The 12,891-nt window shown below is 69.4% G+C and carries 13 protein-coding genes; 4 read left to right on the forward strand and 9 right to left on the reverse strand.

The window, feature by feature from the left end:
* Positions 1-109 precede the first annotated feature (109 nt).
* Together GGQ87_RS07530 and GGQ87_RS07535 are read left to right on the forward strand one after the other, a co-directional pair.
* Positions 110-1,045, forward strand: coding sequence for an ATP-grasp domain-containing protein (locus GGQ87_RS07530; protein ID WP_168046159.1), 936 nt, complete (start codon positions 110-112; stop codon positions 1,043-1,045).
* Positions 1,042-2,082, forward strand: a complete 1,041-nt coding sequence (locus tag GGQ87_RS07535; RefSeq protein ID WP_168046161.1) for an LLM class flavin-dependent oxidoreductase — start codon at positions 1,042-1,044, stop codon at positions 2,080-2,082. Before GGQ87_RS07530 ends, GGQ87_RS07535 begins: the two co-directional genes overlap by 4 nt.
* A 3-nt stretch (positions 2,083-2,085) precedes the next feature.
* On the opposite strand, the gene GGQ87_RS07540 is transcribed toward GGQ87_RS07535, so the two are convergent.
* Both GGQ87_RS07540 and GGQ87_RS07545 read right to left on the reverse strand, forming a co-directional pair.
* Positions 2,086-2,859 carry a hypothetical protein gene (locus tag GGQ87_RS07540; protein WP_168046163.1) on the reverse strand — a complete coding sequence of 258 codons (774 nt, stop codon included), beginning with the start codon at positions 2,857-2,859 and terminating at the stop codon, positions 2,086-2,088.
* Positions 2,860-2,935: 76 nt separating this feature from the next.
* Positions 2,936-3,469, reverse strand: coding sequence for a CcdC protein domain-containing protein (locus tag GGQ87_RS07545; RefSeq protein WP_168046165.1), 534 nt, complete (start codon positions 3,467-3,469; stop codon positions 2,936-2,938).
* A 115-nt stretch (positions 3,470-3,584) separates the two neighbouring features.
* Between GGQ87_RS07545 and GGQ87_RS07550 the strand changes: the two genes are divergently transcribed.
* Positions 3,585-4,619 carry a S41 family peptidase gene (locus tag GGQ87_RS07550; RefSeq protein WP_168046167.1) on the forward strand — a complete coding sequence of 345 codons (1,035 nt, stop codon included), beginning with the start codon at positions 3,585-3,587 and terminating at the stop codon, positions 4,617-4,619.
* On the opposite strand, the gene GGQ87_RS07555 is transcribed toward GGQ87_RS07550, so the two are convergent.
* The 7 genes from GGQ87_RS07555 to GGQ87_RS07585 all read right to left on the reverse strand — a co-directional run bounded on the left by GGQ87_RS07555 (position 4,616) and on the right by GGQ87_RS07585 (position 10,493).
* On the reverse strand, positions 4,616-5,623 hold the full coding sequence (locus GGQ87_RS07555) for a fumarylacetoacetate hydrolase family protein (RefSeq protein ID WP_168046169.1): 1,008 nt from the start codon (positions 5,621-5,623) through the stop codon (positions 4,616-4,618). The genes GGQ87_RS07550 and GGQ87_RS07555 overlap by 4 nt on opposite strands.
* A gap of 45 nt (positions 5,624-5,668) precedes the next feature.
* On the reverse strand, positions 5,669-6,385 hold the full coding sequence (locus GGQ87_RS07560) for a hypothetical protein (protein WP_168046171.1): 717 nt from the start codon (positions 6,383-6,385) through the stop codon (positions 5,669-5,671).
* A gap of 96 nt (positions 6,386-6,481) precedes the next feature.
* Entirely contained in the window at positions 6,482-6,745 is a 264-nt protein-coding gene (locus GGQ87_RS07565; protein WP_342448327.1) for a hypothetical protein, read from the reverse strand.
* Entirely contained in the window at positions 6,742-7,806 is a 1,065-nt protein-coding gene (locus tag GGQ87_RS07570) for an isoaspartyl peptidase/L-asparaginase family protein (protein WP_168047410.1), read from the reverse strand. Before GGQ87_RS07570 ends, GGQ87_RS07565 begins: the two co-directional genes overlap by 4 nt.
* 31 nt (positions 7,807-7,837) lie before the next feature.
* Positions 7,838-8,569, reverse strand: a complete 732-nt coding sequence (locus GGQ87_RS07575) for an ATP-binding cassette domain-containing protein (protein WP_168046173.1) — start codon at positions 8,567-8,569, stop codon at positions 7,838-7,840.
* Complete coding sequence (locus tag GGQ87_RS07580) at positions 8,566-9,564, reverse strand: FecCD family ABC transporter permease (protein WP_168046175.1); 999 nt, start codon at positions 9,562-9,564, stop codon at positions 8,566-8,568. Before GGQ87_RS07580 ends, GGQ87_RS07575 begins: the two co-directional genes overlap by 4 nt.
* A complete protein-coding gene (locus GGQ87_RS07585) occupies positions 9,552-10,493 on the reverse strand; it encodes a TroA family protein (protein WP_168046176.1) in 942 nt (313 codons plus the stop codon). Before GGQ87_RS07585 ends, GGQ87_RS07580 begins: the two co-directional genes overlap by 13 nt.
* 166 nt (positions 10,494-10,659) lie before the next feature.
* Between GGQ87_RS07585 and GGQ87_RS07590 the strand changes: the two genes are divergently transcribed.
* Positions 10,660-12,864, forward strand: a complete 2,205-nt coding sequence (locus GGQ87_RS07590; protein WP_245161432.1) for a peptide MFS transporter — start codon at positions 10,660-10,662, stop codon at positions 12,862-12,864.
* Positions 12,865-12,891: the final 27 nt, after the last annotated feature.

Raw genomic sequence — 12,891 nt, forward strand, 5'->3', positions numbered from 1 at the left:
GGGTCTTTCGGCAGGGCGGGAGAGGTAGCGCGGGCGGCGCGGGGAGGCAATCGCGGAAAGTGCAACAGAGGCTCTTGCGTTTCACTGTGGTGTAACGCATTTGCGCTGCATGAGCGCGCTTCCCGACCTAGCCATCGTCTATGAACATCCGCAGTGGTTTGAACCCCTGTTCGAGGCGCTGGACCGGCGCGGCGTCTCGTATGTGAAGGTCCCGCTGGCGGGGCATGTGTTCGATCCGGCAGGCAGTCCTGCGCCGGCGCGGGTGGTGTTCAGCCGGGTGGCGATGTCGTCCTTCCTGCGCGAGCCGGAGCACCCGATTTTCTACGCCCAAAGCCTGTTCGAACACTGGCAGGGTCAGGGGACGCGGGTGATCAACGCCTCGGCCTTGCCGATCGATACGTCCAAGGCGCGGCAGCTGAGCCTGATCGCGCGGCTGGGTTTCAAGGGGCCGGAGACGCGGGCGGCGCACCGTCAGGCGGACCTGCCGAGGGCGGCCGAGGGGCTGCGCTTCCCGGTGCTGGTCAAGGCAGACATCGGCGGTTCGGGTTCGGGCATCATGCGCTACGACACCGCGGACGAACTGGCCGAGGCGGCGCGGGCGGGGACGGCGCCGGCGGGCATCAACGGCATCTCACTGGTGCAGGAATATGCGCCGCGCGAGGGCGGGCGGATCACGCGGGTGGAGACGCTGGCGGGGCGGTATCTATATGCGCTGGACGTCGAGAGCCCGGGCGACGCCTTCGACCTGTGCCCGGCCGACGCCTGTCTGATCCGGCCCGGATCGGCCGTGCTGGGCATGACGCGGGTGGAGCCGCCGGCGGAGGTGATCGCGGCCGTCGAGGCGATCGTGCGGGCGGGCCAGGTGGAGATCGGCTCGGTCGAATATCTGGTCGACGAGCGGGACGGATCGATCCGCTTCTACGACATCAACGCCCTGTCCAATTTCGTGGCGAAACCGCTGGAAGTGCTGGGCTTCGATCCGCACGACAACCTGGTCGACTGGCTGGTCGGCATCATCGACGAAGAGAAGGCGAAGCGCCCATGAGGTACGGCTACTGGGCCCCGGTGTTCGGCGGCTGGCTGAGGAACATCGACGACGAGCGCGAGGCGTCGTGGGAGAACCTGTCGCGGCTGGTCAAGCGGTCGGAAGAGATCGGCTGGGACCTGACCCTGATCGCCGAGCTGAACCTGAACGACATCAAGGGCATCGAGGCGCCGGCGCTGGACGCCTGGTCGAGCGCGGCGGCGCTGGCGGCGGTGACAAAGACCATCGAGCTGATGGTGGCGGTGCGGCCGAACTTCCATCAGCCGGCGCTGTTCGCCAAGGCGGCCGCCAACATCGACCGCATCTCGAAGGGGCGGCTGGCGCTGAATGTCGTGTCGTCCTGGTGGGCCAAGGAAGCCGAGAGCTACGGCCTGCAGTTCGACCAGCACGACGACCGCTATGCCCGGACGACGGAGTGGCTGCAGGTTGTCGATCGTCTGTGGACGGAGACGCGAACGGACTTCGAGGGCCGCTACTACACGCTGAAGGACGCGATCGTGGAGCCCAAGCCGACCTCGACGGCGGCGCGGCCGCGGCCCGTGATCTATGCCGGCGGAGAGAGCGAGGCGGCCAAGACGCTGATCGCGCGATACTGCGACGCCTATGTCATGCATGGCGACGAGCCGGAGCATATCGCGGCCAAGATCGCGGACATGAAGGCGCGGCGCGAGAGCTTCGGCCTGCCGCCGATGTCGTTCGGCATGGCCGGCTATGCCGTGGTGCGCGACAGCCAGGCCGAGGCCGACCGGGAGCTGGAGCGGATCACGACGATCCCAGGGCTCGCCGAGGGCAAGCCGCCGGCAGGTTTCGCCAACTTCGACCAGTGGCTGTCCGGGACCGAGTTGGAGCGCGAGCTGAAGATCCGGGAATACAGCGTGTCGAACCGGGGGCTGCGGCCGGGGTTTGCCGGCACGCCTGAAACCGTGCGGGAACGGATCGCCGAGTTCGAGGCGGCGGGGCTGGATCTGCTCCTGCTGCAGATGTCGCCGCAGGAAGAAGAGATGGAGCGGTTCGCCGCGCAGGTGATCCGCGCCTGAGCGCTAGCGCATCCGGAAAATGGTGCGGAAGGACATACGCACCACCGGGACAGGCTGACCCTCGTTCGGGTTGCGGACGCGGGCATGTTCGGCGCCCTCAAGCGCGGCGCGGCCGAAGCGGCCATCATGGGGGTGTTCCATCTCCACCACGCAGTCGCGAAGCGCGCCTTGCGGCGTGGTCATGCAGGTGGTGACAACGAAGCCCGACGCGTACCGCGATGAGGGATAGCGCGGCCGGGGCGCGCGGTCCCAAACGAGCTCGCCCGTCAGGCCGGTTTCGCCGATCGCTTCCAGCTCGGCATCGCGCGGATCGACCAGCGGGCGGCCGCAGGCGGTGAGGGCCTCGTCTACGGCGGCGCTGGAGGTCGGGAGTTCGACATCGTAGCGAAGGTTCCGACCATCGGCGGCGCCGCGGGGCACAGTCAGCTTCAAGGCCCCGCCCTGCCGGAACTCTCGCGCGAGCGGCGCGGGGAAGTCGCTGACGACGACCGAGCTGTCGGTGGTCGAGGTCCACATGGTGGGATGGGCTTCGTCGTCCCGGAACGCCAGATCCAGCGTGCGCCGCTCGTCCCGCGACGGCGGCAGTCCGGCGATGACGGCGTTGAACGAGCCGTCGATGCAACGGAAGCCGACGCTCAGACCGTTGTCGAAGGTGGTGTAGGCGAGGACCATCCTCTTCGCCGGGTCGCGGCTGATGTCCCAGTCGCCCGAGGTGTCCTGGGCGAGCGCCGGCAGGGCGACGGCCGACGCGGTCAGCAGGACGAGAGCACGCTTCATCGGAGACGATCCAGACGGGGAGACAGGTTCGGAGGTGCGCGAACTCCGCTGCTTGCGTCAAGCGCCGCCGCAGGCTTCAGGCGACTTCGACGTGACCGTCGCCTCCACCAGCCTGAATCCGGCGGGCGCGGATGAACATCTCGATGCGCTGGACCACGATCATCCCGACCACGAACACCAGGAAGGCGTCGGTGATGGCGAGCGGATTGAGTCCGTATTCCGCCGCATGTGGCTCAAGAAAAGCCGTCAGGGCGCGGCGGCCCAGCATCACGGCGATGATGAGGATCAGGCCGATGGGCGAGGCCTGCGCCTTGAGCGTGCCGTCGGCGTGTTTCTCGATCGTCGTCATCTTGCCCCGCCACCAGCCGAAAACGCCCCCGAGAACCAGGCCGACGGCGACCATGACCCAGGCGAGGGTGTCGAAGGCGATGTGCGGCATGCGAGGATCCATGCTGCTGCCCCACAGCGCCAGGCCCATCAGCGGCACGATCAGAGCCGGCGTCACCCACATCCATTTGAGCCGAAGAGTCCGGGGCTTGCGATTACGCAGCAGGATCAGCGGCAGGAAAATGAGGATGGCGATGAGCGGAATCAGCTGCTGGGTCGTCATGCCGCGGGGCTCCCGTCCGCCGCCCCCCGATGGACGCGAACCTGTCGAAAGCTTAACCGCCGTCCCGCATCCGTAAAGCGCCTTCATCGCCTCCTGTGCGGACAAGGAGACGATGATGAAGCTCAGACATCTGATGACGGCCGCCCTGGGCGGTCTGGTCCTCTCGTGTGAAGGACCGGCAGCGGTGCTGGCGCAGGAGGCGGCGCCAGTCGTTCAGCCGCAGACGGCGATCACGGAGGCGCACCGGGCGCGGGCGCTCGATACGCTGGACCGCCGGCTGGCGCACTATGTGATGCACGAGCGGACGCCGGCGATCCGGGCCCGACTGGCGGAGCGGCGTGCGGCCTATCTGGCGCTTGCCGATCCGGAGGCGTTCCGGCAGGCCATCAACGCGGACCTGCTGGCGGTGTCGGGCGACAAGCATCTTCAGGTCTGGATCGAGCCGCGCAGCCGCGACGAGGTGATTGCGGAGGGGCCGCCCCCGACGATGGAGCAGATGTCGACGGAGGAGGCGCGGAACGGCTTCGGCGTGCGTGATGTGCGCGTGCTGGAGGGCGGGGTCGGCTACCTCGACCTCGCCTATTTCAGCGGCCATCCCGACGCAGGTGCGGCGATCGATGCCGCGCTGGCGAAGCTGGCCGGATCGCGGGCGCTGGTGCTCGACCTGCGGCGCAACGGCGGGGGCGGCGAGGCGGCGCTGAAGCGGCTGATGGGGCATCTTGCGCCGACGCCGATGCGGCTGGAGGATATCCAGATGCGCCGCTGCGCGCCTGATCCCGCCGATCCGGAAGGCTGCGTGCAGGACGGCTCGCGGGAGGTGCAGGAACGCCATGCGGACGCCGTGGCGGCGCCGGTGTTTCCGACACAGCCGGTCTATGCGCTGACCTCGGGCGGGACCTTCTCGGCGGCGGAGGCGGTAGCCTACGACCTGCAGGCCACCGGCCGGGCGACGGTGATCGGCGAGGTCACCGGCGGCGGCGCCAACCCGTCGATCGCCATGGACCTGGGCCCCTGGTTCACGGTCATCATGCCGATCGGCGAGGCGCGGCACCCGGCGACGGGGACGAACTGGGAGGGAGTCGGCGTTCAGCCAGACGTGGCCGTTCCGGAGGACCGGGCGCTGGAGGAGGCGCTAGGACGGATCGGCTAGGCGGCCGCCACCGTCTGTTCGATCGCGCCGAAGATGGAGTGGTGCTGATCGTCCAGCATTTCGATGCGGACGGTGTCGCCGTGCTTGAGGAACTCCGTCTCGGCCTTGCCGCGCAGGATGGTCTCGACCGTGCGGACCTCGGCGATACAGGAGTAGCCTAGGCCGCCTTCGCTGACCGGCTTGCCCGGACCGCCGTCCGCGTCGCGGTTCGACACGGTGCCCGAGCCGATGATGGTCCCGGCGCACAGGCTACGGGTTTTGGCGAGGTGGGCGATCAGGGTGCCGAAATCGAAGGTCATGTCGACGCCGGCGTCCGCCTTGCCGAAGTCCTTGCCGTTGAGCTGGACGTTCAGTTCGCCCTTGAGCTTGCCGTGGGCCCAGCGGTCGCCGAGTGCGTCGGGGGTGACGAACACCGGCGACAGGGCCGAGGCGGGTTTCGACTGAACGAAGCCGAAGCCCTTGGCCAGTTCGGCCGGGATCAGGTTGCGCAGGCTGACGTCGTTGACGAGGCCGACGAGGCGGATGTGCGACAGCGCCTCTTCGCGCGACACGCCCTGCGGCACGTCGCCGGTGACGACCACGACCTCGGCCTCCAGATCGCAGCCCCAGCTTTCGTCGGACAGGGGGATCGGATCGCGCGGGGCGAGGAAGGCGTCGGAGCCGCCCTGATACATCAGGGGATCGGTCCAGAAGCTGTCGGGCATTTCGGCGCCGCGCGCCTGCCGCACAAGGGCGACGTGGTTCACATAGGCCGAGCCGTCGGCCCACTGATAGGCCCGGGGCAGGGGCGAGGCGGCCTCCCGCTCATGGAAGCGGCCACGCGGCACGCCGCCGTGCTCGAGGCTCTCGGCCAGGGCTCGCAGGTCCGGCTCGACCCGGTCCCAGTCGTCGAGCGCCGCCTGCAGCGTCGGGGCGATCAGGAAGGCGTCCGTAAACCAGGCGAGGTCGTTGGAGACGAGGACGAGGCGACCGTCGCGGCCGTGCTTGAGCGAGGCGAGTTTCATGCCTCAAGGCTTAAGCGGTTTCCCGGCGTTGGGGAACAGGTCGTGTCAGTGATGACCGCCGCTGTGGCTCAGATGGGGGCGACGCGGTCCGGGATCGGAGAGCTCGGCGACGATGGCTCGCATCTCGCCTTGCCGGGCTGAGCGGTGGCGCCAGTAGTCGTTGAAGGCGGCGACCGCGAGCCGGAGGGCGTCGTTGCGTTCCTGCGTCGTCATCGGCCGCTTGGGGGAATGATGCGGCTGATGCGGCGCGTGCCCTGCGCCGGTCGTCGGGGCGTGCACGGAGATGGTGACGTTGGCCTGGGCGGGGGCGGGGGCATGATCCTGCCCTTGGCCGTCGTGGTCGTGCGGGGTCTCGCCGTGAGGGGCGGGAGAGTGACCGCCAGCGTGAGCCTTCTCATCGACCTCGCCTTTCAGCGCTTCGTCGAGCGACTTCATGCAGCGGTTCAGGTCGCCACCGAAAGCGAGGGTGCAGCCCAAGCGCGCCTTCACCACGCGCTGCAGTTCGGCGGCGCGGGCCGGCAGGGAGTCGGTGTCGGCCTTCATGGCGTTCTTGGCCGCATCGTCGACGGCCTCCCAGATGCCGGGCGCGGCGTCGCCCTTCCGCGAACGGGAGCCGCTGCCCATCAGCCAGCCGATCATCGCCGCCACGACCAGCGCGAGAAGGATGGCGCCCCAGATCATTGGGTCGGCGCCGATCAGAAGGGGCGCGTCGAGCGGCGCATTGGCCGCATCGGCGGTGGCGAAATCGGGGCCGTAGGACATGCTGATCCCCGCTGGAGCGACCGCGGTTCGCGGACGGCGCATCTTGCCCTCACCGTCACGCTTGGCAACGGTAAAGGTTAACGAGCGTGGCCGGACCTAGTCGGGGGTGATCAGCGCCTTGGCCTCGGCGCCGGTGCGGGCCCCGATGTCGCGCACCTCGACCTCGACGGAGACCGAGCCTTCGGGTTCGTGGGCCCAGAGGTAGCGGCGCTCGACCTCCACTTCGCGGCCGGAGGGCGCGAAGCCGGTGAAACTGTCGCCCCACGGGGTGATCGCCTTGATCTCCTGCCAGGCCAGGGCGCAGGCGGCGTCGAGCTCCTCCATGGCCATCAGGGAGAGTTCGTCACGCGGGTCGGTCACGGGCGCAGCGCCTCGTCACCGTAGATGGCCACGCGGGCGGGTTCGCTGGAGGAGACGGCGCCGCGGTACATGCCGGAGGTGTTCATGGCGAAGGCGGGGGTTCCGTCCAGGCCCATGACGATGACCCCGCCATCGCCGCGGATGGAGGCGACGTCGGCGATCTCGGCCTCGGCGGCGGTCTGGACGTCGGCGCCGGCGGCGGTGCGATGGCAGATGTCGCGGGCCACGGTGGCGCGGATGAAGTATTCGCCGGAACCGGTGGCGGAGACCGCGCAGCCGTCGGCGTTGGAGGCATAGGTGCCGGCGCCGATGATCGGCACATCGCCTACACGGCCCCAGCGCTTGGCGGTCATGCCGCCGGTCGAGGTGCCGGCGGCGAGGCGGCCCTGACTGTCCAGCGCGACCGCGCCGACAGTCCCGAATTTGCGCTCGTTGAGGGGCGGGGCGGGGAGATTGCTCGCGGCGTGGGGTGATGGAGCGCCGGTGGGTCGCTCGGGGATGGGCTGGCCTTGCTGTTCGAGCGCGCGGACGAGACCTTGCCAACGGCGCTCGGTGAAGAAGAAGGACGGCTCGACCTGCTCGAGACCGACGGAGGCGGCGAAGGTATCGGCGCCCTCGCCGATGAGCATGACGTGCGGCGACTGCTCCATCACGGCGCGGGCGGCGGCAATGGGGTGACGGGTGGTGGTCAGGCCGGCAACAGCGCCAGCGGTCAAGTTTGAGCCATTCATGATCGCCGAGTCGAGCTCATTGCGTCCCGCCGCGGTGAAAACGGCGCCGCGCCCGGCGTTGAACAGGGGATCGTCTTCCATGATCTGGATCGCGGCCTGAACGGCGTCGAGCGCCGAGCCCCCGCTGGCGAGGACGGCCGAGCCCGCCTCCAGCGCCACCTTGAGCGCGGCGCGGTAAGCGGCGTCCTGTTCGGGCGTCAGGCTGTCGCGCTCGATGACGCCGGCCCCGCCATGGATAGCGAAGGACCAGCGGGCGGGTTCCTGTGCGGCGGCGGGCGCGGCGATCAGGGCGAGGGCGGCGGCGAGGGGGAGCAGGCGGGTCAGGGTCATGGCCGCAAGGTCGGCCAAGCGCGGGCTCAACTCAAGGCCTGAAACCAGGGGTCTGGCCGCAGCACGGACAGCCGGTGGTCTCGACGCCGAACAGGGCGCGGATACGATCGGCGCCGAGGGCGTAGGCGGGCGTTTTGACTTCGATCCAGTCCGGACCGATGGCCAGAATGCGGTCGGCCCTTGCCGCGAACGGCAGGTGGTGGGTGGAGGCGAGGACGATCCGGCCCTCCGCGGCGAGAGGCCGGACCGCGGCCTCGACCGCCTGGGCATGGGCGGGGTCGAGCATCGCCAGCGGCTCGTCGAGCAGGCAGACCGGGGCTGCCTGCACGAACATGCGCGCGATCAGGACCAGTTGCTGCTGACCGCTGGAGAGACGGTCGAAGGGACGATCCGCGAGGTCGAGGACGTCGAGCCGGGACAGGGCCGCGCGGGCCGCCTCGACGTCGTCAGGCGTCAGGCCGGGGGACCAGCGGCGCAGACCCGCCCGGCCGAGCGCCGTCAGGTGCAGGGCGGAAAAGGCAGCGGAGACGGCGCCTGGCGGCGGGAGGTAGGCGGCGGAGGCCGGGCCGTCGATGCGGCCCGCGAGCGGCGGGATCAGACCGGCCAGGGTCTTCAGGAGGGTGGTCTTGCCGGCGCCGTTGGGACCGATCAGGGCGATGACCTCGCCTGGGCTGGCCGTCATGTCGAGCGGCGGCAGTCGGAAGCCCGCGCCGGTCCGCGAGCGCCGGCCCGCGACCAGGCCGTCAAGGACAAGCGCGCTCACACCCGCCTCGATGTGGCGATGAAGAGGGCGAGAAACGCGGGGGCGCCGACGGCGGCGGAGAGCAGGCCGACGGGCAGTTCGGCGGGGCCGAAGGCGGTGGACAGTCGGTCGAGGAGCAGGGCGAAAAGGGCGCCCATGGCCATGGCGGAGGGGATCAGCCGCTCCGCTCGGTCGCCGACGAGGCGGCGGGCGGCGTGGGGCGCGAGCAGGCCGATCCAGCCGACGATGCCCGCAATGGCGACGGCGGAGGACGTCATGAGCGCGGCGGCGGCGAGAGCCAGAAGGCGAAGAGGAGCAGCGGGGAGTCCGAGAGAGCGGGCCTGCTCATCACCCAGAGAGAGGACATCGAGGCGGAAGCCCAACCATAGGAGAACCGCGGAGCCCAGCCCGACCGGGGCGAGGGCCAGAAGCGCCTCGCCGGCCGTCGCCCGGGTGAAGGAGCCAAGCAGCCAGTAGGTGATCGACGGCAGTTGGGAGTAGGGCTCGGCCACGATGATCACGAGGCCCAGCCCGGCGGAGGCGAGGGCGCCGGCGACGATGCCGCACAGGATGAGGGCGAGCCGGCCGTCGCCGCTACGGGTCAGGGCGGCGCAGGCGATGGCGACGGCGCCTGTCGCCAGACCGCCGGCGAAGGCCGCGCCTTGGGTCAGCAGGGCTCCAGCGCCGAGCAGCAGGGCCAGAGCCGCGCCGAATCCCGCGCCGGATGTGACGCCGAGCAGATCCGGGGAGGCCAGTGGATTGCGGAACAGAATCTGGAACCCGGCGCCCGCTCCCGCGAGGGCCGCCCCGCAGGTCATGGCCGCCAGCAGGCGCGGCCCCCGAAGCGACAGGGCGAGCTCGGCCTCCGGCGGCCCATGGCCGAAGAGGGCCGTGATCAGCTGCTCGGGTGAGACGCCCAGAGGACCGGTCGCGAGAACCGCCGCGGCGGCCGCAAGGGCCAGCAGCGCCAGCGCCAGAGGCGCGGCGAGGGCGCGGAAGCGCTTCAGCGGATCCATCGCGGGCGGGGGATTTCCGCGGGCGCCATGCCGTACAGGCGGCGGCTGAGCACGGTCAGCTCCATCCAGCCGTGCTCGGGATTGGCCAACCAGGCGCAGCCCAGCAGGCGGTTTACGGACGGTGGCCGGTCGATCCAGCCGAAGGGCGTGGTCGGCAGCAGGAGAAGGGTTCGCCGCGCGCCGTTGCGACGGTTCCGCCAGACCGGATCGTCGGCGGCCGCTGCCGCGAACTCCGGACTGAGGGTGACGATCACCTCCGGATCCCAGGCGGCGACCTGTTCGCGGGTGACGCGGCCTATGTCGCGAGACCCCTCCGCGACGTTGGTCCAGCGGGCGCCCTCCAGCACTTCAGTGGCCAGCGCGCCGCGGAAGCCGGTCTCGAGCCCGTCGGCCCCACGGGCGTAGTAGAAGGTCCTTCCCGCCGGCGCACGTCGCCAGCGTTCGAGGATATCGGCGGCGGCATCGGCGAGTTCCTCCCCACGAGACCTGGAGTCGAGGAGCTGGCCGGCCTCGTGGAAGGCCTCGGGCATGCGCGGCAGCGAGCCGTCGATCAGCCGCCAGTCGACGCCGAGACGGGCTTTCATACGGGTCGCGAGACCCTGATGCTCCGGGTCGGCGTCGCCATAGTCGATGACCAGCCGAGGCTTGAGCGCGGCGATGGCCTCAGGCGTGGCCGGGCGGCCGCCGCTGGCCAGGGCGCCGAGCTCGGGAAGGGCCGCCGCCAATCCCGGCAGGGCGGCGAGAGCGGCCATATCGGGTTTGCGCGGCCAGCCCGCGAGGCGGTTCCGCGCCACGGCCCAGATCAGGAGGGCCGCCGGTTGACCCGCTGCCACCACGTCACCTGCGGCCGCGGTCGGCGGACCTGAACAGCCGGCCGCCAGCAGGCCTCCCGCCAGGCCTGAGAGCGTCAATGCGCGTCGTGTCAGCATGGCAGGGGCGGTCCTCCGCAGTCCGGTGCGAGGCCTCTCACGACCGGTTACGACTTGTAAAGCCTGACGCTCGGTGGTCCTATCGCCGCTTCGTCAGGGGAGGCGGGTGCGCCTTTTCGCGCGCCTTCAATCGAGGGCGGTGCATCCCCGCAGTCATAGGTTTGGCATGAATTTAGTCATCTTGCTGGGGGTGGTCGTCACCCTCGTCACGGGCATTCCCGTGCTGCTCCAGATCCTCAAGAACCACCCGAAGGGCCTGATCACCTGCTTCTTCGCCGAGATGTGGGAGCGCTTCTCCTTCTACGGGATGCGCGGGCTTCTGATCTTCTACCTGACCCAGCATTTCCTGTTCGATGACCGGTTCGCGTCGGGCCAGTACGGCACCTATGGTTCGCTGGTCTACCTGCTGCCGCTGATCGGCGGCATCGTGGCGGACCGGTATATCGGCACCCGCAAGGCGATCATGTTCGGCGCCGTCCTGCTGGTTATGGGCCATGGCCTGATGGCCTTCGAAGGCCGCGCCGCCACCCAGACGCTGGTCTATGGCGACGACACCTATCAGGTGCAGATCGAGGGCCGCGGCGATGACCGCCAGACCCGCCTGCTGGTCGACGGCCAGCCCTATGCCTTCTCGCAACGCGAGGCTTCCGGTCTGCAGATCGAGGGCGCGCCGGGTCTGCCGGCGACGCTGGCTAAGGACACGTACACCATCACCGACCCGGTCGAGGTCAACAAGCCGGCCTGGGCCGTGCTGGGTGACTTGGTCGAGGTCGAGCGGACGGTGACCACCGAACAGACCCTGACCTATCAAGGCCAGACCTACCCGGTCCGCAACGTCACGGAGGACGGTGAGACCCGCACCACCGTGCAGGTGGCCGGACGTGACTATCCGATGCCGACGACCGCCGGTCTCACGATCGAGGGCCTGCCCGCGACGGCTTCGCTGCCGGCGTCGCTGGACCAGGAGGACTTCACCTTCCAGGAACAGCGCGACCCGATGGGCCTGAACGTCTTCTGGCTGGCCCTGTCGCTGATCATCATGGGGGTGGGCTTCCTGAAGCCGAACATCTCGACGCTCGTCGGTCAGCTCTATCCGCAGGGCGACCCGCGCCGGGACTCGGGATTCACCCTCTACTACTACGGCATCAACCTCGGTTCGTTCTGGGCGGCGGTGCTGTGCGGCTTCCTCGGCCAGACCTATGGCTGGGGCTGGGGCTTCGGGCTCGCGGGCATCGGCATGTTCGCGGGTCTGGTGGTCTTCGTGCTCGGCAAGAAGCTGCTGCAGGGCAAGGGCGAGAGCCCCTATCCGGAGCTGATCAAGAAGCCGGTGCTGGGACCGATCAACCGCGAGTGGCTGATCTACATCCTCGCCTTCGTCGGCGTCGGCCTGCTGGCCACCTTCATCGTGTCGAACCACATGTTCGTCGGCATCGGCCTGGTCATCTCGACCGTGCTGTCGCTGGGCTTCATCACCTGGTTCATCATCACCAAATGCGACAAGGTCGCACGTGAGCGGATGATGCTGGCGATGGTGCTGGTGTTCGGCTCCGCGGTGTTCTTCACCCTGTTCGAACAGGCCGGCTCGTCGCTGAACCTGTTCGCGGACCGCAACGTCGATCTGGCGGTGACCAGCCAGGCCTATACCCTGTTCGGCATGCCCGTGGGCTCGCCGGCCCAGGTGGCGGCCGCCGGACTGGACACCTCGAACTGGTGGGGCTGGATCAACACCTCGCTGACCGCGTCGCAGACGCAGTCGTTCAACGCCGGCTTCATCCTGATCTTCGCGCCGATCTTCGCCGCGCTGTGGGCCTTCCTCGCCGCGCGCCGCATCGACCCGAACCCGGTGGTCAAGTTCGGCCTCGGCATCATCCAGGTCGGCCTCGGCTTCCTGGTAATCGTCTGGGGCGTGGAGGCCGGGATGGTCAACGAGGCCTTCCGCACCCCGCTGGTGCTGCTGGCCCTGCTCTACCTGCTGCACACCACCGGCGAGCTGTTCCTGAGCCCTGTCGGCCTGTCGGAGATCACCAAGCTTTCGGTGCCCTCCATCGTCAGCTTCATGATGGCGGTGTGGTTCATGGCCTCGTCGATCGCCCACTTCGTCGGCGGCATCATCGCCGCCACGGCGGGGACGGCCACGGTCGGCGGCGAGGTGACCAACCCGGAGGCGGCGCTGCAAAGCTCTATGTCCACCTTCAACAGCATCGGCTGGGTGGGTGTCGGCATCGGCGTAGCGTTCATCGCGGCGAGCTTCTTCATCGCCAAATGGGCCAACGGCGTAAACGACCCGGACAACCATCCGGGGCCGACGCTGACCGATCGCGGCGGGGAAGACGGCAACGTCGCCCGTCCGGAAACGACGACGCTCGGCTAAGGCGTCCGGCACGCCGAAACGGAAAGG

Origin of the sequence: Brevundimonas alba, assembly GCF_011927945.1 — a bacterium.
In the GTDB taxonomy this organism is placed as follows: domain Bacteria; phylum Pseudomonadota; class Alphaproteobacteria; order Caulobacterales; family Caulobacteraceae; genus Brevundimonas; species Brevundimonas alba.